This window comes from Streptomyces sp. NPDC002076, assembly GCF_053593835.1.
This window is the reverse complement of sequence record NZ_JBSFDI010000006.1, coordinates 384,740-407,418: the sequence shown is the minus strand read 5'-3', so window position 1 is coordinate 407,418 and position 22,679 is coordinate 384,740. Positions and strand designations below refer to the sequence as shown.

18 protein-coding genes are annotated in these 22,679 nt (G+C 72.2%); 7 read left to right on the top strand and 11 right to left on the bottom strand.

Annotated elements, in window-relative coordinates; genetic code table 11:
- Nucleotides 1-31: 31 nt before the first annotated feature.
- Both ACWCQS_RS16315 and ACWCQS_RS16310 read right to left on the bottom strand, forming a co-directional pair.
- A complete protein-coding gene (locus ACWCQS_RS16315; protein ID WP_451005024.1) occupies nt 32-523 on the bottom strand; it encodes a hypothetical protein in 492 nt (163 codons plus the stop codon).
- Nucleotides 524-532: 9 nt separating this feature from the next.
- Complete coding sequence (locus ACWCQS_RS16310) at nt 533-1,990, bottom strand: hypothetical protein (RefSeq protein ID WP_451005023.1); 1,458 nt, start codon at nt 1,988-1,990, stop codon at nt 533-535.
- Between the two features lie 128 nt (nt 1,991-2,118).
- Between ACWCQS_RS16310 and ACWCQS_RS16305 the strand changes: the two genes are divergently transcribed.
- Nucleotides 2,119-2,697 carry a hypothetical protein gene (locus tag ACWCQS_RS16305; RefSeq protein WP_451005022.1) on the top strand — a complete coding sequence of 193 codons (579 nt, stop codon included), beginning with the start codon at nt 2,119-2,121 and terminating at the stop codon, nt 2,695-2,697.
- Between the two features lie 201 nt (nt 2,698-2,898).
- Here the strand turns inward: ACWCQS_RS16305 and ACWCQS_RS16300 are convergent, their stop codons facing one another.
- Nucleotides 2,899-3,672 (bottom strand): VOC family protein, encoded by a 774-nt coding sequence (locus ACWCQS_RS16300; protein ID WP_451005021.1) that lies wholly within the window; start codon nt 3,670-3,672, stop codon nt 2,899-2,901.
- A gap of 192 nt (nt 3,673-3,864) precedes the next feature.
- Here ACWCQS_RS16300 and ACWCQS_RS16295 point away from each other — a divergent pair, with 192 nt between their 5' ends.
- Nucleotides 3,865-4,731 carry an SCO2400 family protein gene (locus ACWCQS_RS16295; protein ID WP_451005020.1) on the top strand — a complete coding sequence of 289 codons (867 nt, stop codon included), beginning with the start codon at nt 3,865-3,867 and terminating at the stop codon, nt 4,729-4,731.
- Nucleotides 4,732-4,758: 27 nt separating this feature from the next.
- Here ACWCQS_RS16295 and ACWCQS_RS16290 read toward each other — a convergent pair whose 3' ends face one another.
- Both ACWCQS_RS16290 and ACWCQS_RS16285 read right to left on the bottom strand, forming a co-directional pair.
- The gene (locus tag ACWCQS_RS16290; RefSeq protein ID WP_451005019.1) at nt 4,759-9,558 is read right to left on the bottom strand and encodes a DNA repair ATPase; all 4,800 of its coding nucleotides are present in this window, start codon (nt 9,556-9,558) and stop codon (nt 4,759-4,761) included.
- 170 nt (nt 9,559-9,728) lie between these two features.
- Complete coding sequence (locus ACWCQS_RS16285) at nt 9,729-11,918, bottom strand: flotillin family protein (RefSeq protein WP_451005018.1); 2,190 nt, start codon at nt 11,916-11,918, stop codon at nt 9,729-9,731.
- 289 nt (nt 11,919-12,207) lie between these two features.
- Here ACWCQS_RS16285 and ACWCQS_RS16280 point away from each other — a divergent pair, with 289 nt between their 5' ends.
- Nucleotides 12,208-13,287 carry a PucR family transcriptional regulator gene (locus tag ACWCQS_RS16280; protein ID WP_451005017.1) on the top strand — a complete coding sequence of 360 codons (1,080 nt, stop codon included), beginning with the start codon at nt 12,208-12,210 and terminating at the stop codon, nt 13,285-13,287.
- Nucleotides 13,288-13,302: 15 nt separating this feature from the next.
- Here the strand turns inward: ACWCQS_RS16280 and ACWCQS_RS16275 are convergent, their stop codons facing one another.
- Nucleotides 13,303-14,250 carry an MIP/aquaporin family protein gene (locus ACWCQS_RS16275; RefSeq protein ID WP_451005016.1) on the bottom strand — a complete coding sequence of 316 codons (948 nt, stop codon included), beginning with the start codon at nt 14,248-14,250 and terminating at the stop codon, nt 13,303-13,305.
- A 104-nt stretch (nt 14,251-14,354) separates the two neighbouring features.
- A complete protein-coding gene (locus tag ACWCQS_RS16270; RefSeq protein WP_451005015.1) occupies nt 14,355-15,020 on the bottom strand; it encodes an SDR family NAD(P)-dependent oxidoreductase in 666 nt (221 codons plus the stop codon).
- 49 nt (nt 15,021-15,069) lie between these two features.
- On the opposite strand from ACWCQS_RS16270, the gene ACWCQS_RS16265 reads away from it, so the two are divergent.
- Nucleotides 15,070-15,309: a hypothetical protein gene (locus tag ACWCQS_RS16265; RefSeq protein WP_451005014.1), complete on the top strand. Its 240-nt coding sequence runs from the start codon at nt 15,070-15,072 to the stop codon at nt 15,307-15,309.
- Here the strand turns inward: ACWCQS_RS16265 and ACWCQS_RS16260 are convergent.
- Nucleotides 15,306-15,992 carry a DUF4328 domain-containing protein gene (locus tag ACWCQS_RS16260; protein WP_451005013.1) on the bottom strand — a complete coding sequence of 229 codons (687 nt, stop codon included), beginning with the start codon at nt 15,990-15,992 and terminating at the stop codon, nt 15,306-15,308. The genes ACWCQS_RS16265 and ACWCQS_RS16260 overlap by 4 nt on opposite strands.
- 192 nt (nt 15,993-16,184) lie before the next feature.
- On the opposite strand from ACWCQS_RS16260, the gene ctaD reads away from it, so the two are divergent.
- Complete coding sequence (ctaD, locus tag ACWCQS_RS16255; RefSeq protein WP_451005012.1) at nt 16,185-17,903, top strand: aa3-type cytochrome oxidase subunit I; 1,719 nt, start codon at nt 16,185-16,187, stop codon at nt 17,901-17,903.
- Nucleotides 17,900-18,244: a cytochrome C oxidase subunit I gene (locus ACWCQS_RS16250; protein WP_451005011.1), complete on the top strand. Its 345-nt coding sequence runs from the start codon at nt 17,900-17,902 to the stop codon at nt 18,242-18,244. The genes ctaD and ACWCQS_RS16250 overlap by 4 nt, the downstream gene beginning before the upstream one ends.
- 22 nt (nt 18,245-18,266) lie before the next feature.
- Here the strand turns inward: ACWCQS_RS16250 and ACWCQS_RS16245 are convergent, their stop codons facing one another.
- Nucleotides 18,267-18,953 carry a DUF6445 family protein gene (locus ACWCQS_RS16245; RefSeq protein WP_451005010.1) on the bottom strand — a complete coding sequence of 229 codons (687 nt, stop codon included), beginning with the start codon at nt 18,951-18,953 and terminating at the stop codon, nt 18,267-18,269.
- A 237-nt stretch (nt 18,954-19,190) separates the two neighbouring features.
- Between ACWCQS_RS16245 and ACWCQS_RS16240 the strand changes: the two genes are divergently transcribed.
- Entirely contained in the window at nt 19,191-19,913 is a 723-nt protein-coding gene (locus ACWCQS_RS16240) for a DUF4142 domain-containing protein (protein WP_451005083.1), read from the top strand.
- Here ACWCQS_RS16240 and ACWCQS_RS16235 read toward each other — a convergent pair.
- Both ACWCQS_RS16235 and ACWCQS_RS16230 read right to left on the bottom strand, forming a co-directional pair.
- Nucleotides 19,910-21,571 carry a glycoside hydrolase family 13 protein gene (locus tag ACWCQS_RS16235; protein ID WP_451005009.1) on the bottom strand — a complete coding sequence of 554 codons (1,662 nt, stop codon included), beginning with the start codon at nt 21,569-21,571 and terminating at the stop codon, nt 19,910-19,912. The genes ACWCQS_RS16240 and ACWCQS_RS16235 overlap by 4 nt on opposite strands.
- 101 nt (nt 21,572-21,672) lie before the next feature.
- Entirely contained in the window at nt 21,673-22,641 is a 969-nt protein-coding gene (locus tag ACWCQS_RS16230) for a nucleoside hydrolase (RefSeq protein WP_451005008.1), read from the bottom strand.
- Nucleotides 22,642-22,679 lie beyond the last annotated feature (38 nt).

Below are 22,679 nucleotides of genomic sequence, written 5' to 3'. Positions count from 1 at the left end.
ACCCAGGGCCTGGCTGCCTTTGCGTGGAGCCTCAACCTTCGCGCGCCGCATTCTGCGGCCACACGACATCCACCGGCAGTCCGGCTTCCCGGGCTTCGAGGACGGTGTCCGCAGTACCGCCGCCCTTGCCGGACGGCGGTTCGCCGTTCCAGACGGCGACGAGACGGTCGGCACGCTGAAGCAGTGTGCGGTTGGCGTCCTCGTACGCCGAGCGGTTCGCGGTTGCGTGGTCCAGGACCACGACTTCCGCTGCCGACTCCGTGAGCCGGTCGAACGTCTCGGCATGGTCCGGCTTGACCTTGTTCTGCCGGTAGTCCTGCGAGGGGATGACCGCGATCAGCTGACCGCCGAGCTCCAGGACGGTCTCCGCGAACAGCGAGTCCGAGCCTTTCGCGATGCACGAGACACCGATCAGGTCGCCACCGGCTGCGTACGGCTTCAGCATCTCCCGCAGCGCGTCACGTACGAGGGTCACGCTGGCTTCGGTCAGGTCCATGTGCCCCGTCACGGCGATCGTGGTCACGGTTCTCCCTCAGCTCGACAGCAGGTCGCGGATCATTGTGCGGGCTTCCGCCACACGCTGCGAAGCGCTCCGCCCGACCGTGTACGGGTACAGCTGGCCGAGCTGGGCGCGAACGCGAGTGGACTGCGTCCGGGCGGCCGCCTCTACGGCGCTCCGGGTGTGGTCGACCGCGCCGGACACGTCACCCATGAGGAAATGGCACTCGGCCAGGCCGATCGCGTCGAGGGCGTGACTGCGCCCCGCTTCGGGGCCGCGCCGCTTCACGGCCTGGCGGATGGAGTCGGCGGCTGCCTGGGCGTGTTCCTGGGGGTGCTGCCGGGCCATGTCCAGCAGTCGGCCACCGGTGACACCCGCCAGCTCGGCTTGGTCGAAGTACGCGATCCAGTGCGGTTCTTCCTCGGCCCAGGCGTCGGCGTCGGCGAGGGCTTTGACGGCTTCCTCGGTGGCTCGCTTGAAGGCGGATGGGCGCCCCATCGCCGCGTATGCCCAAGCCTCCCGGGTATGCAGCATCGCGCGCAGCCGCGCCCCCGCCCTTGTGCCCGCGCCCTTCTGCGCCAGGTGCACGAGTTCAAGGGCGTCCTGTGGGCGGTCCCGGTACAGCATCTGCCTGGCCATGCCCGCCAGCACGTTGGCGCCGAAGGCTGCGTCACCGCCGGCGTGTGCCGCACGCAGTGCGAGCAGGTAGTAGGACTGGGCCTGCCGCTGGAGTCCGGAGTCCCACGCAATCGTCGCTGCCGTACCTCCGAGATAGGCCATCACCCGGAACAGACCTCGCTCGACATCCGGTGCCTGGTGCTCTTCGAGGTGGCCCGCGACCTCGTTGAGCTGGCCCACGACGGCCTTACGGCGCAGGCCTCCGCCGAACCGGTGGTCCCAGGCCCGGAAGGCGCGCGCCGTCCCTTCCAGCTCCTGTACCTCCCGGATCCCGATCCGGCCCCGGCGGTTGCCGTCCTCGGAGGCTGGTGCGGGCTGGAGCCAGCCCTCCAGGGAGTCGAGGAGAGTGGCACCGGACAGGGCTACGCCAGCGAGTGCGCGTGTGGCTGCTCGGCGGTCCATCACGAGATCACTCCTGGTCAGGTCTGCCGCCAGGTGCACGGTTGCGGCGGGGCGCCAGGGTGCGTCGTCCGATAACCGTGAGGCCGGGGGCTGTTGCGGCTTCGGTTCTGGGTCCTCGGACTCTCTCTCCCAGGGGCGCTTGGCAAGGCCCATCATGTGTCCGGGAATGCGTAGCCCGTCGGCGATGCAGCAGATCACCTCGAAGCTGGTCACTTGCTGTTGGCCACTGATGATCGTGGAGACCTTGCCCGGGGTGAGCTGGCAGGCCACTGCGATGCGGTTCTGCGAGAGGCCGGCCCACTTCTTGATGAGCGAGAAGGCCGCAGCGAAGTCGTGCTCTGCCAGGGCTCGTTTCACGTCGTCTCGTTCGAGAACGTCGGGTGCGAGCGGGCCGGGGGTGATGGCGTCCATGGGGCCAGCTTCCGGAGGTGATCGTATGCGCTTCGTCACGCCGTGCCGAACCGAGAACGAGTGTATTACCACCTCGGTAACACCTGTCGGTCATACCTCAGTTGCGCGCTGGCGGCGACTCTCGATGCATGGACACCACAGACCCCCGCGACCGAGGGCACGGCCCGGGGGCATGGCCAACGCTGCACAGCACCGCCGACCGGCGGCTGGCAGCCGAGCACTGGCTGATGGCGACCTGCCTCCCGTCCAGCTACGAGCGGATCCGGGCCGAGTGGCAGGAACACAGCATCACCCTGCTGCCCCTGGGCGCCCTGTTCGCCGCCGTCTGCATCCCGGGCCGCCTGATCTCCGCGGTGGCGCTGACGGATGACCTGGAAGAGGTCGACACCTTCCTAGACGACGCTCTGAACGGCGGTCCGGTCATCTGCGACCCCCACGGCCGCCGCTACTACGCGCTCGTGCCGGCGACCGTGGCCCGCAGCTGGCGCCAGGCTGCCGAAGAGTGGCGGGCGAAGGCGGACGTCGAGGTTCTCGGCGGTGGCACCTATCTCGGTGTGCCGCGGGTGGACGTGACACGGTTCGACCCACGGGCGTGTGTGTCGTACTGGTCGGTGCCGATGGAGTCGGCCGCCTCGCTGTGCGCGCCGCTCGCCGTCATGCGGCTGATCGCGGCCGGATTACAGGCGACGGCGGACGACTCCGAGTAGCAGCCCCTGCCTGCCCCAGTCCTCGCACCGGTGCTGGCGCGGACGGCGTACTGAGGCACCCCCATGGCGGCCGCTCCGGGGCAGGGCCGCACCCCAAGACGCCCGTCCCGCCGGTGTCCCGCAAGACGCCGGCGGGACGGCTCACGTCAACTTCGCCGTCGGCGCACGAGCCAAGGCGAGCCGCGACATCCCCCAGTGACCTCAGGTCTGGCGCGGGTCCGGCCTGAGCACGGCGAACACCGCCTGCGCCGGGTCGGCCAGCCAGGCGATACGGCCGACGCCGGGGACGTTCGCCGCCGGCATCAGCACCGAGCCGCCGCTGCCGCCGACCGCCGTGACGATCGCGTCCGCGTCGGCCACGGCGAAGTACGGCACCCAGCGGGCGTCCTCCCGGTCGTCCTGCAGCGGGGCCACACCGCCGAAGGTCCCCTCCTGCTGGTCGCCCTCCCCGATGCTGAGCACCTGGTAGGTCATGCCGGGCGCCTGCATCTCCTGCGACCGCCAGCCGAACAGCCCGCGGTAGAAGCCGATGGCCGCCCGCGGATCCCCGACGTGCAGCTCCACCCACACCAGCGCGTTGTCCTCCGACGCCCGCTGCAGCCCCTGCCCCGACTCCAGCACCGCGAACTGCGCGCCCTGCGGGTCGGTGAACTGGGCGAAGGTGGTCTCGCCCATGCTCATCGGCTCGGCCCGCACGCTGCCGCCGGCGTCGCTCACGGCCCGGGCGGTGGCCTGGGCGTCGTCGGTGCGGAAGTACGTCATCCAGGCGGATCTCGCCCCCGGTTCGGTCAGCGGGCCGAGACCGGCCACCGTGCCGCCGTTCTTCTGGAAGAAGCCGTAGCCGCCGCCTTCCGGCCCCGCGGAGGCGAACTCCCAGCCGAAGACGGCGCTGTAGAAGGCGACGGCCGCCTCTGTGTCGGGGCTGCCGAGGTCGATCCAGATGGGCGAGCCGGTGCGGAACTCTGTGCCGAGCATGTGTCTCCTCCTGCCGGTCCGGTGCGGAAGCCGCCCGCCACTATGCCCACGCGGGCGGCCCGGATCGGCCGGGACACGGGGAAGGCACCCTCCGAATCTGTGCAGGAGTGCCACACGGGCTGCACACAGCCTTTCGAAAGGCTCGTTACCGTGACGGTCGCCCGCTCCCCCATGGACTCAGGAAGACCACAGATGGACTACTGCTCCTCGTGCCGTCGGCACCTCAACGGCGCCCTGGTCTGTCCCGGGTGCGGTGCCTACGCCCCGGACATAGCCCCGCCCCGCGCCCACGCCGCCGCATCGCCCCGCGCCGACGCCGCCGCCTCGGCGGCACCGCCCGTCGCCGACAGCTGGTTCGGCGCCGGGGAACCCATGACCGGACCGGCCGCCGGCCTCGCGGACCCGGCCACGGACGTACCGCCCGCCGACGTCACCGACGCGCCGCCCGCCCCGCGGGGACGCGCCGCCCGGCGCCGGCAGCTGGCGCGCTGGAAGAAGAACCAGCGCCGGGCCGTGGTGGCGACCGCCGTCGCGCTCGTCGGCGGCGGCCTGACGCTCGCCTCACTGGACCGCGGCAACGGCGACAAGGCCCAGGCGGCCGCCGCACCGGACCACCGGAGCATGGGCCTCACCGAGGACCCGTCGGCCGCGCCCAGCAGCCCCGCGTCCACACCGGCCCCGCCCACCGCCACGCACCGGCGCACCCCCGCCACGCCGACGGCACACACGCCCGCCGTGACCGCCCCCCACCAGCAGTCCCTCGCCCCCGCACCCCGCACGGCGCAGTCCGCCGGCCACACGCACACCACGGCGGTGGCCCAGCACCCGGCCGCACCGGCGGTCCCGGCCGCCCCGCAGCCGGCGCACACCCCCGCGACCTCCACTGGTTCGACGGGCTCGACCGGTTCGACGGGTTCGACGGGTTCGACGGCACAGCAGCCACCCTCCAGCAGCACAGGCAGCGGCACCAGCACCGGCAGCGGTAGCTCCACCCCGCCGACGTCCCCGTCGTCGACCTCCCCCAACCAGCTCTGCCTGGTCGTGCTCTGCCTCGGCTGACGAGGCGTACGGCTGAACCCGCGGCGCTCACCGTTCCCGCGCGAGTGCGATCGCCGACTCCACCGCCGCTATCCGGTCAGCGAGCAGTCCCAGCGCGGCCACCGCACGGCTCATGGGATCCTCCCCGGGCCCGCCGAGGGCGCGGGCGCGGACGTGGGCGGTCTTCACCTCGGTCCAGCGGGCGGCCTGCGCCGGGCTCAGCGTGCCGCGCAGTTCGGCGAGTTTGAGCAGGTTGGCCTCAGCGCCGGTGGTGAGGGTCTGGGCCTCGGCCGTGTAGTGGTCGTCGACGACGGCCTCGCGTTCGGCGTCGTTCATGACCGGGCGCAGACGCCCGGCGATCCGGTTCATGTCGCGGTACGAGCCCTGGAGGCGGAAGGGCGGTTCCGTGCGGGTGGCCTCCGACTGGGCGGCGGAGGCGATGTAGGCCTCGTTCACCCTCAGCACCGTCGCGCGGACCGCCAGCACGTGGCGGAGCACGGCCACCGCGGCGTCCAGTTCCGCCGCCGGCATCGGCCGGCTCAGGCGGTCGGCGCGGGCCGTCGGGTCGGCGCCGGCCAGCCGCACCAGGAGGTCCAGGTCGGCGCGGTCGCGGGCGGCGAGCGGGGCCAGTACCGGGTTGGCCGTGAGGGCGTTCTCGACGAAGCTGAGCGCGAAGACGTCCTCCTTGCCGGTGAGGACGTCGCCGAGGTTCCACACGTCGGCGCGGTTGGCGAGCATGTCGGGGACGCGGAAGCGCTCGCCGGACTCGGTGTAGGGGTTGGCGGCCATGCACACCGCGAAGCGCTTGCCGCGCAGGTCGTAGGTGCGCGGCTCGCCGTCCCAGACGCCGTCCACCCGCCGGGTCGCGTCGCACAGCGGGATGAACTTCTGCAGCAGCTCGGGCGAGGTGTGCTGGATGTCGTCCAGGTACAGAAGCGTGTTGTTGCCGGCCGCCAGCGCGAAGTTGATCTTCTCGATCTCGCGGCAGGCGGTGGCGTTCGGGGCGTCGGCGGGGTCCAGTGACGTGACGGTGTGGCCGAGCGCGGGCCCGCTGACCCTGACCAGCATCAGGCCGAGCCGGTCGGCGACGTACTCCATGAGGGTCGTCTTGCCGTAGCCGGGCGGGGAGACGAGCAGGAGCAGGCCGCCGGTGTCGGTGCGCTTGGACTCGCCGGTGGTGCCCAGCTGCCGGGCCAGGCTGTCGCCGATCAGGGGCAGGTACACCTCGTCGACGAGGCGGCCCCGGACGAACGCCGACATCACCCGCGGGCGGTGGTCGTCCAGGCGGAGCCGGTCGCGCTCGGCCGCCACCAGGGCCGTACGGCGGCGCTGGTAGGCGCGGAACGCGGGCACCTCGTCGGCGGCGAACCGGGCCGTACGGGACAGGAACTCGTCCAGGCGGAGGGCCAGTCGGCCGCCGGTCACCCGCGGGTGCGTGCCGAGCAGGCCCTCGGCCGTCGCCGTCAGCGGGGCGTCGCCGTCGTAGCGCGGCAGGTCCGGGCACAGCTCGGCGGCGACCGCCTCGGCCAGCTCGCCGGGACCGGCCTCGGTGCCGGTGGCGGCGGCGTACGCGGCGAGCCAGGCGTGCACCACCTGCCGGCGCGCGGCCAGCTCGGTCAGGCCCTCCAGGTCGGCGCGGTAACCGCCGTCCGCGTGCCGGAACTTCTCCAGCAGGGTGCGTGCCGTCAGACCGAGGACGAAGCCCTCCGGGCCGCCGGTCAGCTCCTCGAAGAGATACGCGGCGGCCGGCCCGCCCGCCACCGACGCGTCCCAGGCCTCGATCGCCGCCGCCAGCTCCCGCTCCAGCTCCCCGATGGCCGGTACGGCACCGAAGGCGTCCCGGGCCCGGGCCAGCGACACCGCCCGCCGGGACCAGGCCGTCCGGGCGTCCTCCGTCGTGCCGTGCGCCCAGAACAGCTGGGCGGCGGCGCGGGCGGCGGGCTCGTGCCGCAGGGTGCCGGCGCCCTCGCACAACGGCAGCAGAGCGGTGAGCACGACCGTCGCGTCATGGTCGTGGACGCCGCGCTCGTAGCCCTCGTCGTACGACTCCTGCGCCGCCCGGCGGACCAGGCCCGGCAGGTCGTCGGCGGCGGCGAGGGCGGCCGGGCCGTGCTCGGCGAGCAGCCGGGCGGCGAGGTGCTCGGCGCGGTAGACCTCGGGCGACTCGGACGGCAGCCGGCGGTCCCAGTAGGGGCGGTACGCGGCGAAGTCCGGGTCGGTGACCGGGGCGCGGTAGTCGGTGCCGGTGACCGCGAAGGCGAGGGTGTCGCCGTGCGGGACGAGGGTGAGGTCGAGCGGCTGGGTGTTGACCGCGAAGCGGTGGCCGCCGAGCCGCAGGGTACGGCCGTCCTCGGCGTACAGGTCGGCGCGGTCGCGCAGGGCGCGGGCGGCCTCCTGGCGGGCGGACTTCAGCCGGCCGTCCAGTTCCTCGGCGCGCACGCTGTCGCCGAGGCCGCGCAGCTCGTCGGCGGTGCGCCGGACCTTGGCGACCAGCGGGTCGGAGGCGAAGTACGTGGTGATCGCGTCGGCGTCGGCCAGGGTGGCGGCCCGGCGGGCGACCGACTCCAGCATGCGCCCCGCCGAGAGCGCGAGTTGCTCGGCGCGGCGGGCGCGGGCGTCGGCGAGGGACTGCTTGCGGGCGGCGAACGCCTCGTAGATCTCGGCGCGCCGGTCGGCGAGTTCGGCGAGGAAGTCGTCGAACTCGGCGAACCGGCCGTCCAGGTCCTCCAGCCGGGCGAGCACGGAGGCGAGTTGGTCGTCGCACTCCTCGGTCGTGCCGGACGCGGCGAGCGCGGCGGTGACCGCCTGGGCGAGCAGCGCGGTCTCGGCCGCGAACTCGGCCCGCCCCTCGCTGTCCTGGAGGCTGCGGCGGCGGGCGTCCAGGGTCGCCCGGGCCCGGTTGACGCCGCCCAGCACCTCGGCGATCCGCTCCAGGACGGCCGTACGGACGGTGGCGTCCGTGATGTCGAGGCCGGTCACCAGCTCGGTGACCGTGCGCAGCCCGTCGGCGAGCTCGTCGAGCCGGGCGGCGACGGGCGCGCCCTGGGCCACGGTCTCGACGGCCGCCGCCTCCCCGACCAGCCGCTCGACCTCCGCCTGCTGCCCGGCGAAGGCGTCCTCGCGGGCCAGGAACTGAACCGCGCGCCGCCCGAAGGCGGCGAGATCGTCCTCGGCGGCGGCCGCCAGCTCCTCCAGCCGGGCGGCATCGACGTACCGAAGCTCGCGCAGGGTGAGCAAGTGCCCGTGCGCATGCCGGAGTTCGCTCAGCCCGCGCACCCAGGCCGCGGCCTCGCGCGGCGCCTCTCCGCGCAGCCGGCGCACCACGGCGGCGATCCGCCCCTCGGCCTCGTCGAGGGCGTCCGCGGCGTGCCGGGTCAGCTCCCGTACGGTCTCGAACTCGCCCAGCACCTGCTCGGCGGCCGTACGGACCTCACCCAACGGGTCGGCCAGGTCCCCCAGTTCGGGATCGGCGAGCCAGTGATGGGCGTCGGCTGCCCGCACACAGGCCGCCACCAGCGCCCGGTACCCCTCGCTGGTCTCGATGCCGTCGGTGACCAGCCGGGCCACGGACAGACAGTCGGCGAGCCCGCGCACGAGATCCGCGTTGCCGACCCGGGCGAACGCGCCGGTGCCGGTGCGCAGCGCGGCGGCGTGCGTGTCGGAGACGTACGGCGAGGTCCACCACTGCACCGGATGGGTGTGCGCGGGCTCCTCGCCCGCGTCGCGCAGCACGGCGAGCGCGCCGTCCTCGAACAGCGCCCAGCCCCGGCACGGCAGCGGGCTCGCGACCTCCTTGCGCAGGGTGTTGTACGACAGCAGCAGCGCGCGCCCCCCGGCCCGGGACCGGAAGGCGTACAGCACGTCCTCGCCGTTCGGCGCGCGGACCTCCCGCTCGAACTCCAGGCCGGACACGTCGAGTTCGTACGTCTTGTGAGTCCCGCCCGCCAGGCAGTACCCGCCCGGGAAGACGATCCCCTGCTCCTCCGGCAGCCGTCGGCACGCCTGCCCGATCCCGTCGAGCCGGACGACGGTCCGGGACAGCGTGTCGAACACGAGGTACCGGTCGTCCTCCTCCTTGTACGGCCGCACCCGCAGCAGTACCAGCGCACCGACCCGCGCGTGCGCGACCTCGGCGTCCGCGAGTGCTTGCAGTGGCTCCTGCACGGGCTCGGTGAACAGTTCCTCCCCGTCCGGGGTGCGCACGGTGAGGGAGCCGCCTACGGTGGTCACCCCCAGCCCCCCGGGTACGGCCACGTACTGGTCCCGGCCGAGGACGTGATCCTCGCGGGTGGTCTCCGTCCAGGTCAGGTCCTGGGCCGGCGGGAAGACGTCGTCGCGGTCGCCGCGCGCGTCCAGGAACGCCACGTGGCCGTCCTCGGCGAGGCTCCAGCGCAGCACGCGGACGTCGTCGGCCTTCTCGCCGGTGCGGAACACCGCCAGCAGCCGGCCGTCGACCCGGCGCAGCCGCAGCAGGCTCGCTTCGCGGTAGTAACGGTGCAGTGCGCCGAACTCCCTTACGAACCCAGGGCCGTCCAGCAGACCGGGTACGGCGTCATCGGCCCGCCGCTCGCCGTCGCGGCCGTACAGCGCGAGGACGTCCGTGACTCCGCCGGTCGCGCCGAAGAGGAGCGCGTCCCCCACGGCCACGATGTCGCTCGGCACACACGCCTGCTCGGTGCGGAGGCGCGCGGTGCGCGCGAGGTCCAGCCGCGCCGAGCCGAACTCCTCGGCCCGGCGTGCGTTGAGGTCCTCGGCCCGCCGGGCGAGCTCGGCGGCATGCCCGGCGAGCCGGTCGCGGAGCACCTCGTAGGTGCCGGCGTCCACCTGCGGCGCCTCAGCGGTGGCCATTGCGTGTAGTTCCCTTCGTGGGCTGTGCGGCTACGATCTCGAGGCTGCGGGTGGTCTGCCGGGTGTCGGATGCCTGATGGCTGGTCGCGCCCACGCGGCGGAGCCGCATATCGGCACAGCCCCGCGCCCCTTCGGGGCGCTTACCGGCAGCGCCCCGACGCCCGCCCCCCTCAGCTCCCCGTGCCGCTTCCGTTCAGGGCCGTCACCGGGGTGTCCGACAGACCCAGTTCGCTCGCCCGGTCGAGGAGTTTCTGGAGCTGGCCGGCCTGCGGGCCGCCGTTCTTGATCTGCTTCGCCAGCAGCGCCGACACCGTCAGGTTCCGCACGTCCGCCGAGCCGAGCGAGCCGAGGATGTGGGAGAGGTCGTCGGTGAAGCTGCCCGAGCCGTCCAGCCAGGGCTTCGCCAGGGCCTGCGCGGTGCGGGAGTTGGCGACGAAGCCGTCGACGCCCTTGCCGAGGGAGATGGAGGACACCAGCCGGTCGAAGAAGACCGACTCCCCGCCGACGATGTCGATGTCGGCGTGCTCCAGCCCGGTCGCCAGCACCGTCGCCTGTGCCTCGGCCACCTGCCGCTGGGTCTCCAGCCCGGCCAGCCGGATCTCCTTCTCGGCCTGCAGCCGCAGCCGGTACTCCTCGTGCCCGCGCGAGGCCTCGTCCAGCGCGGCCATCGCGGCGGCCTTCTCGGTCAGACCGGCGGCCTCGGCCTTCAGCTTCTCGCCGATCGCCGTGGCTTCCGCGAGCGCCTTCGCCTTGGTCCCCTCGGCCTCCGCCAGACCCTTGGCCCGCGCGCCCTCCGCCTCGGCCTTCAGCCGCGCCTCGGTGGCCTCCGCGGCCGCCCGCGCGCCCTCGGCCTCCGCGAGGCCCTTGGCGCGTGCGCCCTCCGCCTCGGCGAGCGCCTTGGCCTGGGTGCCCTCGGCCTCGGCCCGCAGCCGTGCCTCGGTGGCCTCCGCCGCCGCGCGCCCGGCCTTCACGGTGACCTCGGCCTCCTTGTCGCGGACCTGCACCGCGGCGAGCCCCTCGGCGGCGGCCTCGGCCTGAACGCCCTCGGCGAGCCGCAGCTTGGCGCGGGCGTCGAGGTCGGCGGTCTTCAACCGGGCCTCGGCGAGGGTGAGTTCCTCGGCGGCGCGGTGCGTGGCGGCCTGCTCGGCGGCCTCGGCGGCCTTGATGTCCTTGACCAGCTTCTCCTGCGCCTCCGCCTCGGCGGCGATGACGAGCGCCTGCCGCTCGCGCTCCGCCTCCTCGACCACGCGCAGCTTCTTGATGGACTCCTCCTGCTCGGCCACCGTACGGTCCACCGCCACCCGCTCCCGGATGACCTCGGCGATCTCCCGCTTCTCCGCCTCGACCTCCTTCTCGGCGGCGATCTTCGTCAGCTGGGTCTCCCGCTCCCGCGCGATGACCTCCAGCAGGCGGTCCTTCTCGATGCGCTCGTTCTCGACGGCGATGACCCGCTCGCGGTTCTTCGCGGCGACGGCGATCTCCCGGGCCTGGTTCTCCCGCTGCACGCCGAGCTGTTCCTCGGTGCGCAGGAAGGCGCCCTGGGCGCGCAGCCGTTCCTCCTCCACCACGCGGGCGGTCTCGGCCTCCTCGCGGGCCCGGGAGGTCTCGATCTCCCGCTTCTGCTTGATCTCGGCGTCCGCCTGCCGGCGCTCCAGCTCCAGGATGGCCTCGCGGGCGTCGACGTCCTGGCGGGTGATCTCCTTCTGCTCGTTGCGGCGGGCCTCGTTGGTGCGCACGTGCTCGATCGCCGTCAGCTCGGTGATCTTGCGGATGCCCTCGGCGTCGAGGACGTTGGCCGGGTCCATCTGGGAGAGCGGGGTCTGCTCCAGGTAGTCGATCGCCGCGTCCTCGAGGTGGTAGCCGTTGAGGTCGATGCCGATCAACTCGATGATGTGGTATCGGAGTTCCTCACGCTTGGTGTAGAGGTCGGTGAAGTCCATCTGCTTGCCGACGGTCTTCAGCGCCTCGGAGAACTTCGCGTGGAACAGCTCCTGGAGCGTGTCCTGGTGGCTGGCCCGCTCGGTGCCGACGGTCTGGGCGACCTTGATGACGTCCGGGACGGTCTTGTTGACCTTCACGAAGAACAGGATCCGGATGTCGGCGCGGATGTTGTCCCGGCAGATCAGTCCGTCCCGCCCCGAGCGGCTGATCTCGATGGTCTTCACCGAGATGTCCATGACCTCGGCCTTGTGCAGGATCGGCAGCACGACCTGGCCGGTGAAGGACACGTCCACCTGGCGCGTCTTCGACACGATCAGGGCCTGGCTCTGGTCCACCTTGCGGTACAGCCGGGAGAACGCGAGCACCGCGAGCACCACGACGACGAGGCAGACGGCGACGAGCACGCCGAGGACTTCCATGACACACGTCCTTGCGTCAGACGATGAGGTACGGAGCCCCCCCGGGATCGCGGTGCCGGACCGTGTACCGGACCCCCGTGCCGGTACTGACGTACCGGCCGTCGGCCGGCGTCCGGCACCGCGACCCTCCGTAGTGCTCCCCGCGGAAGATGGTGCGGCCAGGGCATACGCCCGCGCATTGCCGGTGTCCGGCAGTGTTCACTAGGGTCTGGATGCCGGACAGGCGCTAGGAAAGCGTCACCGGCACGTCAAGATCGCGGGAGCACGGGGGACGGGGGCCGGTACCGGCATGGGGGACAAGCACGACATACATGACGCGCCCGAGCACTATCTGGACGGTTTTCCCCGGACGCTGGCCGAGGTCTCGGCCACCGGCCGGCGGCTGACCAGGGAGGAGCTGAAGACCCGGCGGACCCTGGGCGAGCAGGCCGCCGAGGCCGGGCACGGACTGCGCGCGCTGATCGTGGCCCACCTGGCCGCCACCCGCGCCGCCTGGCCGGCCGTGCCCGGCTCGGCCGAGAGCGGCCTGGCCACGCTGGCCGCCGTCGAGCAGGCCATCGACGCGTTCGCCGAGGGCTACGAACGCGCACAGCGGCTCACCGTACGCCGTGAGGAGGCCGCGCGCCGGGAGTTCATCGACGACCTGCTCTACGGCCGCAGCGACCTGGGCCGCCTCGTCGAGCGCGCCGAGCGCTTCGGCCTGCACCTGTCCCGGGCGCACGCGGTGGCCGTCGCCGAAGGCCCGTCCGCCTACGTCGAGGGCGGCACGGTCGCCCGCCGGGTGGAGGCCGCCGTGCTCGCCCGCTTCGACTCCCGCAGCATCCTGCTCACCACCAAGAACGGCCGGCTGCTGTGTGTGGCGCCGGGCGACGAGGACGAGATCCTCCTGCACTTCGCCAAGCAGGCGTACGCGGCGACGGATGGCGGCCGGATCGCCATCGGCCGCCCGCAGCACGGCGCCGGCGGGGTGGTGCAGTCGTACGAGGAGGCCCTCGCCGCGCTGGAGATGGCCACCCGGCTCGGCCTGGGCGGGCCGGTGCTGCGGGCCGCCGACCTGCTCATCTACCCGGTGCTGGCCCGGGACCGGCAGGCGCTGGTCGACCTGGTGTCGCACACCCTCGGCCCGCTCATCCGGGCCCGCGGCGGACCCGTGCCCCTGCTGGACACGCTCGCGGCCTACTTCGACTCCGGCTGCGTGGCCGCCGAGGCCGCCCGCCGGCTCTCCCTCAGCGTCCGTGCGCTCACCTACCGCCTGGAACGCATCCACAAACTCACCGGCGCGGACCCCGCCGACCCGGCGCACCGCTACATGCTCCAGACGGCCGTGATCGGCGCCCGCCTCCTGGACTGGCCGAACCGGCCGCTGTGAGCGCCGTCCCCGGGGCTACTCCTCGTCGGAGGTGCGCACCGCCGTCGCCCGCCCCGGCTCCGGTGGCTCGCCCAGCTCGGCTCGGAGCAGCAGGACGTCACCGATGAAGAGGTCGTACACGACGATCCCGGCCACACCGCCGATCAGCGGCCCTACGATCGGGATCCACCAGTAGCCGCTGTACACGCCGGACACGCTGCCCGGGAACGCCAGGCTGTTCCAGCCGGCCGCGTAGGTGAGCAGGCGCGGCCCGAAGTCACGGGCCGGGTTGATGGCATAGCCCGCGTTGGCGCCGTAGGACATGCCGATGGCGGCGACGACGAAACCCACGATCAGCGGTGCGAGGTTGGCCCGCACGGCCTGGTTGCGCACGTCGAGGACGGCGGCGATCAGCATCAGCAGGAACGCCGTACCGGCGATCTGGTCGATCAGCGGCCCCCAGACGCCGCCGTGGAAGTAGGCCGCCGGGAAGGTGGCGAAGATCGAGAAGGTGGCGTTCGTGTGCCCGTTGACCTTCGGGCCGGGCGCGGCGGCGTCATAGGCGCTGATCGCGTCGTGATAGACGAGGTAGACCAGCGCCGCGCCGGTGAGCGCGCCGACCACCTGCGAGAACCAGTACGGCAGGACCTTGGCCCAGGAGAATCCGCGCCGTGCCGCCATGGCCAGGGTGACCGCCGGGTTCAGATGGGCACCGCTCACCCCGCCGCCGACGTAGACGCCGAAGACGACGCCGAACGCCCAGCCCCAGGTGATCAGCAGCCAGTCACCCGCCGCCAGGAAGATCGTGGTGGGCGTCGCGGCACGGCCCGAACCGGGCAGTGCGGCGACCGCCGTCGCGACCACACCGCAGCCGAAGGAGATGAGCACGAAGGTCCCGAGGAACTCGGCCAGACACTCACCCAGCAGTCCGCCCCGGCTCCTGAGCCGGGACGGCTTGATGATCGCGGGGATTTCGACAGCCACGGAGGCCCCCTTGAAGAGAGCAATACGGCCAACATCACCATGTTGGCGTACAAACCCTGGCATCGCAGGGTGACCGTGGCCCGTAGGTCACCAGGAACGACGGGTCAGGCGTCGAGATCGTCGGCGAAGTGCCGGAAACCGTGCCGGTCCCGGTGCATGGCCCACAGCGTCTCCGCCAGCACGGCCGGATCCTTGCGCGCGTGCCCCGGAGTGATCGCCCCCGGGATCACCAGCTGCCCGACATGGATCCCCTCAGGGGCCAGCCGCTCGTGCAGCAGATGGCCGTACGCGCTCTCCGCGGCGAACGCGATGGACGTCCCGGCCCGTTCGGTGTGCGGTACGACGGCGGTCCCGCCGTTGACGAGGAGGATCGTCCCGCGCCCCAGCCGGCGCATCCCCGGCAGCACCTGCTGCACGGCGGCCACGGGGCCGTACACGGAGAACTCGATGGGCCCGACGAGCTCCCGGTGCCCGGTCTCCAGCACCGGCCGCATGAAGTCCCGGTGCGGCACCGGGCTGTACTGCAGCACCTCGACGGTCCCGACCTCGGCCGCCGCCCGCCCCAGCGCCGCGGCCAGCTCCTCCGGCCTGCGCACATCGGCGACGAACCCCCGGGCCGTGATCCCGCTGCCGTCGAGGTCCCGCACCAGCGCGTCGAGCCGCTCCCGCTCCCGGGCGAAGAGGGCCACCGCGAACCCCTCCCGCCCGAACCGCCGGGCAACGGCGGCCCCGAGCCCCGGCCCGGCCCCCACAATGGCGATACTGCTCATGCCCGCATCCGTACCGCGCCCGACACCAACCCACACACCCGTGCCCGCCATGACGACTCACCCGGTCTGCCCCTGCTGCGAGCAGGATCGGCTGCACCCGTACCGCTTCAGGACGGACGGCGCGCGCTTCCTCGTCTGCACCGAGTGCGACGCCCTCTGGTGGCCCGGTGTGCCGCTGGAGGCCGAGCGGGCGCAGTTCCTGGACGACGTGGTGGCGGCCCGCCTGGGCGTCCCGGGCAACCCCTGGGAGGACCGCGTGTGGGCGGACGTGATCGAGCCGGCGCGCTAGCCGACCTCGGCCTCGGCCACCTGAGCGTGGGCCCCGCGGATCCGCTCCACCTGTACCGCGGTGACGGCCCGTACCGCGAGGGCACCGGCGATCGCGGCGCCCACCACGGCGGCGTCGCACACGAGCAGCGGCCACACCTCGCTGTAGGCACGCCCGATGATCTCGTCCGTGGAGTCGCGGTACACGACCCCCGCCCCGCCGAGCGTCCCGAGCAGCCACAGCGCCCACCACACGTCGACGGAACCGGGAAGCCGCCGTCCGGGAGCGCTGCTGCGGAACGCGTCGACGACGATCCCGCGCGGCACCCACAGATTGAACACGGGCAGGACCCACCCGAGATACACCCAGAACCCCAGGTACTTCGGCGCATCCCCCGACAGCGCCCGCGCGTTGTCCCGCAGCCGCCACAGCCAGGACAGGAACAGCAGCGCACAGACCAGAACGAACCCGGCCCCCACCGCGGTCACCCAGTGGTACGACTCCTCGAGGGAGTTGAGCGGCCGGTGCACCCCGTTCCCCTGATCCGGCGGCCCGTCGCCCGGCTCCCCCGCGACGGCGAGCCGCACCTCCCACACCCCACGCACCAGCCAGGCCAGCCCGGCGAGCACCAATCCACCGACCGCCAGCCGCCCGGCCACCTGAACGGGCCGGTGGGCAGCGGACTGATCTTCCTCTTCGATCACCACGCCATCCTGCCGCACGAAAGCCGCAGGCCACCAGGGACGCCGGGCGAGGGGCGCCGCTAGGCCGTCCGGGTGCATCCGTCACGCGGTCGGCCGCGCGTCGGGCGGCGCGTACACCCTCGCGCGGCAAAGGATGGCCAGTAGCCGACGTATGGCGTGCGCGGATCGCGACCATCAGGAGACGGACGACTTGTGAGCATCCTCAACGAACCCCATGGGGCCGCCGCGGCCGAGGACGCCTACGAGAGCGAGGTACCGGTCCGGGGCAGGCAGCCCGGCAGTGTCGTGGTGAAGTGGATGACGACCACCGACCACAAGACGATCGGCACGCTGTATCTGGCGACGTCCTTCGCGTTCTTCCTGATCGGTGGCGTGATGGCCCTGATCATGCGCGCCGAGCTGGCCCGGCCGGGCCTGCAGATCGTCTCGAACGAGCAGTTCAACCAGCTGTTCACCATGCATGGCACCGTGATGCTGCTGATGTTCGCGACGCCGCTGTTCGCCGGCTTCACCAACTGGATCATGCCGCTGCAGATCGGCGCGCCCGACGTGGCGTTCCCGCGGCTGAACATGTTCGCCTACTGGCTCTACCTGTTCGGCTCGCTCATCGCCGTCGGCGGCTTCCTCACCCCGGACGGTGCGGCCGACTTCGGCTGGTTCGCCTACTCCCCGCTGACCGACATCGTCCACTCGCCGGGCATCGGCGGCGACCTGTGGATCATGGGCCTGGCCTTCTCCGGCTTCGGCACCATCCTCGGCTCGGTCAACTTCATCACCACGATCATCTGCATGCGCGCCCCCGGTCTGACCATGTTCCGCATGCCGATCTTCGTGTGGAACGTGCTGCTGACCGCCGTCCTGGTCCTGCTGGTCTTCCCGATCCTGGCCGCCGCCCTGTTCGCGCTGGAGGCGGACCGCAAGTTCGGCGCCCACGTCTTCGACGCGGCCAACGGCGGAGCCCTGCTCTGGCAGCACCTCTTCTGGTTCTTCGGCCATCCCGAGGTGTACATCATCGCGCTGCCGTTCTTCGGCATCATCAGCGAGATCATCCCGGTGTTCTCCCGCAAGCCGATGTTCGGCTACATGGGCCTGATCGCCGCGACCATCTCCATCGCCGGCCTGTCCGCGACGGTGTGGGCCCACCACATGTATGTCACCGGCGGGGTGCTGCTCCCCTTCTTCTCCTTCATGACCTTCCTGATCGCCGTGCCGACCGGCGTGAAGTTCTTCAACTGGATCGGCACGATGTGGAAGGGCAGCCTGTCCTTCGAGACGCCGATGCTCTGGGCGGCTGGCTTCCTGGTCACGTTCCTCTTCGGCGGCCTGACCGGAGTCATCCTCGCCTCACCGCCCATGGACTTCCACGTCTCCGACTCGTACTTCGTGGTGGCCCACTTCCACTATGTCGTCTTCGGCACGGTCGTGTTCGCGATGTTCGCCGGCTTCCACTTCTGGTGGCCGAAGTGGACCGGCAAGATGCTGGACGAACGCCTCGGCAAGATCACCTTCTGGACGCTGTTCGTCGGCTTCCACACCACCTTCCTCGTCCAGCACTGGCTCGGCGCCGAGGGCATGCCGCGCCGCTACGCCGACTATCTGGCGGCCGACGGCTTCACCGCCCTGAACACCGTCTCCAGCATCGGCTCGTTCCTGCTCGGCCTGTCGATGCTGCCGTTCCTCTACAACATCTGGAAGACGGCCAGGTACGGCAAGCCGGTCACCGTGGACGACCCCTGGGGCTACGGCCGCTCCCTGGAGTGGGCGACCTCCTGCCCGCCCCCGAGGCACAACTTCGTCACCCTGCCGCGCATCCGCAGCGAGTCCCCGGCGTTCGACCTGCACCACCCCGACATCGCGATGCTGGAGCACGAGCACCCGCTCCCGGCGCGGCCCGACCGAGGACAGGGGTGAGCGGTCTGCCGCGGCAGGGAGCCGACGACGCGCTCGCCAACGAGGTGGAGGGGTACCTGCTCTGGCAGGCCCGCATCGCCGAGGCGGAGCAACGCGCACGGGAGTTCACCGGATCCCTGGAGTGGCTGACCACGGCCCAGCGCGAGGACATCGAACACCGCTACATCGCCGACACCCTGGCCCGCTCCCGAGCCGATCTGGAACGCATCGCGGCCCGCTGCGTGTCCCTGCGGGCCGAGTACGAACACCGCTACCAGGACCTGAAACGCCGCTGCCTGGCCCTGACCCTCACAGTCTGCACGGCCTGCCTCGCCGCGGCGACACTGCTGCTGCTCCGGTGACGAGGCCCGCGCCGCGGTGCCGTCAGGCCATCCAGAAGAACACCGCCGTCATGCGCTTGTCCTCCAGCTCCTTGCCGCAGTAACCCGTCGCGCTGTGCACCAGGTTGGCGTTGTAGAGGAGGAGGCGGTTGTACTTGTGGGGGACGCGGACGTCCTCCTCGAAATGGTCGGCGGGGACGAACCTCGTGCCGAGGGCCTCGACGAGGTTGTTGTGCGGGGCCTGGACGATGTTGCCGCCGAGCCGGCCGCCCGGCAGTGACTGGCGGTAGAAGGCGGTGCCGCAGTTCTTGGGCACACCGGGGTTCAGGTACAGCACGGCTGCGTACCGGCACAGGGCGCGGGAGTCGGTGTGCGGACGGGGCTCGCTCTCGCCCTCCCCGACCACCTGGACGCAGTTGTGGTTGAGGGTGCCGCCGCCGGGCGCCTGCTGCACCCACAGCTTCTTCGCACCGGTGGCCTGCTTCACCAGGGCTTCGACGCGGGTGAGTTCGGCCGGGTCGAGGCCGGGCATCGCGCGCAGGCCGGGCCAGGTCTCGGAGGTGTACGGGTAGCCCTTGACCCAGTCGTCCTTGGCCAGGCACCGCTCCCGTACGGCGTCCACCTCGGGCAGGACGTCGTCGAAGACCCAGTAGTCGCGGCCCTTGGTGGGCTTGCGGTAGGGCAGCACGGGCAGGGCGGCGGGCATGCGGGGCGGCGGCTGTGGGGGCATGCGGCGAATCTATGCCAGCGTTTCCTCACGCCTCTCCCGAGGAATGGTCAACTCTTCTTTACCTGCGGCACAGATACAAATCTTTACCCGCCGCACCGATACGAACGGCCGCCCCGTCCGTACTGCTGTGCGTCCGAACCGCCCCGCACCGTCACCGTGGGCGGGATCCACGACCGGGCAGGAGGCACGGTGCGCTTTTCGCGGAACGCGACGGGAACGCTCTTCGTGGGCGGTGCGATGGCTGTCACCCTGGTGGCACTCGCCTACCCGAGCATGCTCGGTCTGACCAAGGTGACCACCGCGCAGGACCGCGTCATCGCCAACACCCAGTGGGGGCCGCTCACCGAGCAGGACCGGGACTTCGTGGTGAAGGTGCGGGCCGCCGGTCTGTGGGAGTACCCGGTGGGGCAGATGGGACTGCAGAAGGGCACCACACCGACGGTCATCACGGCCAGCAAGCACCTGGTCGACGGGCACGCGGCCCTGGACACCACCTGCCGCAAGATCGCGCCGATGCTGAACATCACGCTGCCCAACCTGCCGAGCCCCCAGCAGCAGGGCTTCGTCAGCCAGTTGAAGGCGGACACCGGGAAGAAGTTCGACAGCGACTTCGCCAACATCCTGCGGATGACGCACGGTTCGATCTTCAACACGATCTCGAAGATCCGGTCCACCACCAAGAACTCGCTGGTGCGCGCCCTCGCCGACCAGGCCAACGACACCGTGCTGGACCATATGACGGTGATGGAGAAGACCGGTCTGGTCGACTTCGACCAGACCATCTTCCAGCAGACCACCCCGCCCAAGCTGCCCGCCTCCGACCTGACCCCGCCGCCCCCGGCCGCCGGCCAGCCGGAGGTGGTGCTCACCCCGCCGCCGAACGCCACGTCGACGCCCGTCGACCTCAGCGGGCTGGCCGGCGGCGGCGCCTCGCCGGGGCCGAGCCCGTCGGTGGGTTAGGCCAGCCAGACGGTGGTGTCCGGCGGCAGGGTCGTACCGTCGAGCGGTGAGCCGGTGCTGGTGAGCAGCACCTCCCCGAGCGGCAGCGGTACGGGCCCGGCGCCGAGGTTGGTCACGCAGCGCCAGGTCTCGGAGCGGGTGAAGTCCAGGACGCCGGCGGGGGCGTCGGGCGTCCAGGTCAGCGTCTCGCCCTCCAGCAGCTTGCGGCGCAGCCACAGCGCGGTGCGGTACAGCTCCAGGGTCGAGCCCTCGGCCTCCGTCTGCGCCTCAACGGCGTACGCCGCGAAGGACGACGGCTGCGGCAGCCAGGCGGCGCCCGGCCCGAAGCCGTACGAGGGCCCGGTCGTCGTCCACGGCAGCGGCACCCGGCAGCCGTCGCGGCCCTTGCGGACATGGCCGGTCTGCTCCCAGATCGGGTCCTGGAGCACCTCGGTGGGCAGGTCGGCGACCTCCGGCAGCCCGAGTTCCTCGCCCTGGTAGAGGTACGACGACCCCGGCAGCGCCAGCATCAGCAGGGTCGCCGCGCGGGCCCGGCGCAGCCCGGCCACGGGGTCGATCGCGGGCGTGCTGCCGCCCGACAGCAGCCAGGCGGCCGGGTCGGTGCCGGGCGGGAGCATGAGGCGGGAGGCGTGCCGTACGACGTCGTGGTTGGACAGCACCCAGGTGGCGGTGGCGCCGGCGGCCCGGGCGGTGGCCAGCTCGTCGGTGATGACCCGGCGGAGCTCGTCGGCGTCCCAACGTGCTTCCAGATACTCGAAGTTGAAGGCCTGGCCGAGTTCGTCGGCGCGGGCGTACAGCGCGCGGCGGGGGTCCGGGACCCAGGCCTCGGCGACGGCGGTGCGCGGCGGGCTGAAGGCGTCGAGGACCTTGCGCCAGTCCCGGTAGATCTCGTGGACCTCGTCGCGGTCCCAGTACGGGTGGCTGCCCGGCTCGACGAGCGGCAGGGCCGTCTCGCCGGTGGCGCCGATGTTCCCGATGTCCCGCAGCGGCTCGGCGAGGTCCTTGGCGAGGCCGTGGGCGACGTCGGCACGGAAGCCGTCGACGCCCCGGCCGGACCAGAAGCGCAGGGTGGTGCGGAAGTCGGCGCGGACGTCCTCGTCGTCCCAGTTGAGGTCGGGCTGTTCGGGGGCGAAGAGGTGCAGGTACCACTCGCCGTCCGGGGTCCGCTTCCAGGCGCTGCCACCGAAGACGGACTGCCAGTCGGTGGGCGGGAGTTCGCCGTGTGCGCCGCGGCCGCGGCGGAAGACATAGCGCTCGCGGGCCGGGGAGCCGGGGCCGGACCGCAGGGCCTCCTGGAACCAGGGGTGCTGGTGCGAGGTGTGGTTCGGGACGATGTCGACGACGACCTTCAGACCGAGCCGGTGGGCCTCGCCGACCAGGGCGTCGAAGTCGTCCAGGGTGCCGAGGCGGGGGTCGACGTCCCGGTGGTCGGCGACGTCGTAGCCGCCGTCGGCCAGTTCCGAGGGGTAGAAGGGGCTCAGCCACAGGGCGTCGACGCCGAGGCCGGCGAGGTGGTCCAGGCGCTGGGTGATGCCGCGCAGATCGCCGAGTCCGTCGCCGTCGGCGTCGGCGAAACTGCGGGGGTAGACCTGGTAGATGACGGCCTGGCGCCACCAGTCGGGGTTCTTGGAGGAGAGGTCCGGGGAGCGGCCTGCCATACGGGATCCCTTCGGGAAGGACGACGGTACAGAGAACCTGTCCACATTGCCCGGAAAGGAACCATAGGGGCGAGTACCGCCCCGCTGCGGCGCGACGCGGCCTAAGGGCGCTCCACCGTCTCCAGGTACAGCTTCACGTACCGGTCCACGTCGACCTCCAACGCCACGTCGACCAGGGGCTGTTCGCGCCTGCCCTCGTGGATCTCGGACTCGCCGGGGCGGGGGCGGCGGTCGACGACCGTCTGGCCCCGGGTCGGGCCGGGGGCCAGGGAGACCTCGACCGGCAGCAGCCGGGTGGTGATGCCCTGCGGGTCGGCGACCGCGCACACCGCGCCCGCGTCACCGAGGCCGCCCGCCTCCTCCGCGTCGGGGGCCTCGCCCTGGTGGGCCGGCCGATGGGCGAGCAGTTCCCCGGCCAGCCGGGTGCCGGGGTCGCCGCTGGTGCGCAACCGGTGGACCTCCGGTGCGGGCACGACCACCTGCATGAAGACGTCGAGCCCGTACATCGTGACGGGCACCCCGGCGGTGAGCAGGATCGCCGCCGCCTCCGGGTCGTGCCAGACGTTGAACTCGGCGACCGGCGTGGCGTTTCCGACGGCCACCGCGCCGCCCATGAAGACGATCCGCTCGATGTTGCGGGTCACCTCCGGGTGGGTGCGCAGCAGCAGGGCGATGTTCGTCAGGGGCGCGGTCGGGATCAGGGTGACCGGGCGCGGCGAGGCCAGGATCTCGCGGCGCAGCAGCGCCACGGCGTCCAGCTCGGACGCCGTGCGCTTCGGCGCGGGAAGGCCCAGGTCACCCATGCCGTCGGCGCCGTGCACATGCTGTGCCGAGCGCGCCGGTTCGATCAGCGGGCGCTCGGCGCCCCGGCCCACCGGGATGTCCGGGGCGCCCGCCTGCTCCAGCACGGTCAGGGTGTTGCGGACCACGCCGTCGACGTCCGTGTTCCCGGCCACGCAGGTCACCGCCCGCAGATCCAGGTCCGGATGGCGCACGGCCAGCAGCAGGGCGAGGGCGTCGTCGACCCCGGTGTCGCAGTCGATGATCACGGGGATGGGCTGACCGGTCACAGCGGACTCCTTCCGTCAAGCCGACCTTAGATCAGTTC

Excerpts from the sequence above, each read along its gene's own strand:
- ACWCQS_RS16270 (WP_451005015.1), bottom strand. The coding sequence starts at position 15,020 with ATGAGCAGTATCGCCATTGTGGGGGCCGGGCCGGGGCTCGGGGCCGCC.
- ACWCQS_RS16240 (WP_451005083.1), top strand. The coding sequence starts at position 19,191 with ATGGCTGTCACCCTGGTGGCACTCGCCTACCCGAGCATGCTCGGTCTG.
- ACWCQS_RS16245 (WP_451005010.1), bottom strand. The coding sequence starts at position 18,953 with ATGCCCCCACAGCCGCCGCCCCGCATGCCCGCCGCCCTGCCCGTGCTG.
- ACWCQS_RS16305 (WP_451005022.1), top strand. The coding sequence starts at position 2,119 with ATGGACACCACAGACCCCCGCGACCGAGGGCACGGCCCGGGGGCATGG.
- ACWCQS_RS16285 (WP_451005018.1), bottom strand. The coding sequence starts at position 11,918 with ATGGAAGTCCTCGGCGTGCTCGTCGCCGTCTGCCTCGTCGTCGTGGTG.
- ACWCQS_RS16300 (WP_451005021.1), bottom strand. The coding sequence starts at position 3,672 with ATGCTCGGCACAGAGTTCCGCACCGGCTCGCCCATCTGGATCGACCTC.
- ACWCQS_RS16295 (WP_451005020.1), top strand. The coding sequence starts at position 3,865 with ATGGACTACTGCTCCTCGTGCCGTCGGCACCTCAACGGCGCCCTGGTC.
- ACWCQS_RS16290 (WP_451005019.1), bottom strand. The coding sequence starts at position 9,558 with ATGGCCACCGCTGAGGCGCCGCAGGTGGACGCCGGCACCTACGAGGTG.
- ACWCQS_RS16280 (WP_451005017.1), top strand. The coding sequence starts at position 12,208 with ATGGGGGACAAGCACGACATACATGACGCGCCCGAGCACTATCTGGAC.
- ACWCQS_RS16235 (WP_451005009.1), bottom strand. The coding sequence starts at position 21,571 with ATGGCAGGCCGCTCCCCGGACCTCTCCTCCAAGAACCCCGACTGGTGG.
- ACWCQS_RS16310 (WP_451005023.1), bottom strand. The coding sequence starts at position 1,990 with ATGGACGCCATCACCCCCGGCCCGCTCGCACCCGACGTTCTCGAACGA.
- ACWCQS_RS16265 (WP_451005014.1), top strand. The coding sequence starts at position 15,070 with ATGACGACTCACCCGGTCTGCCCCTGCTGCGAGCAGGATCGGCTGCAC.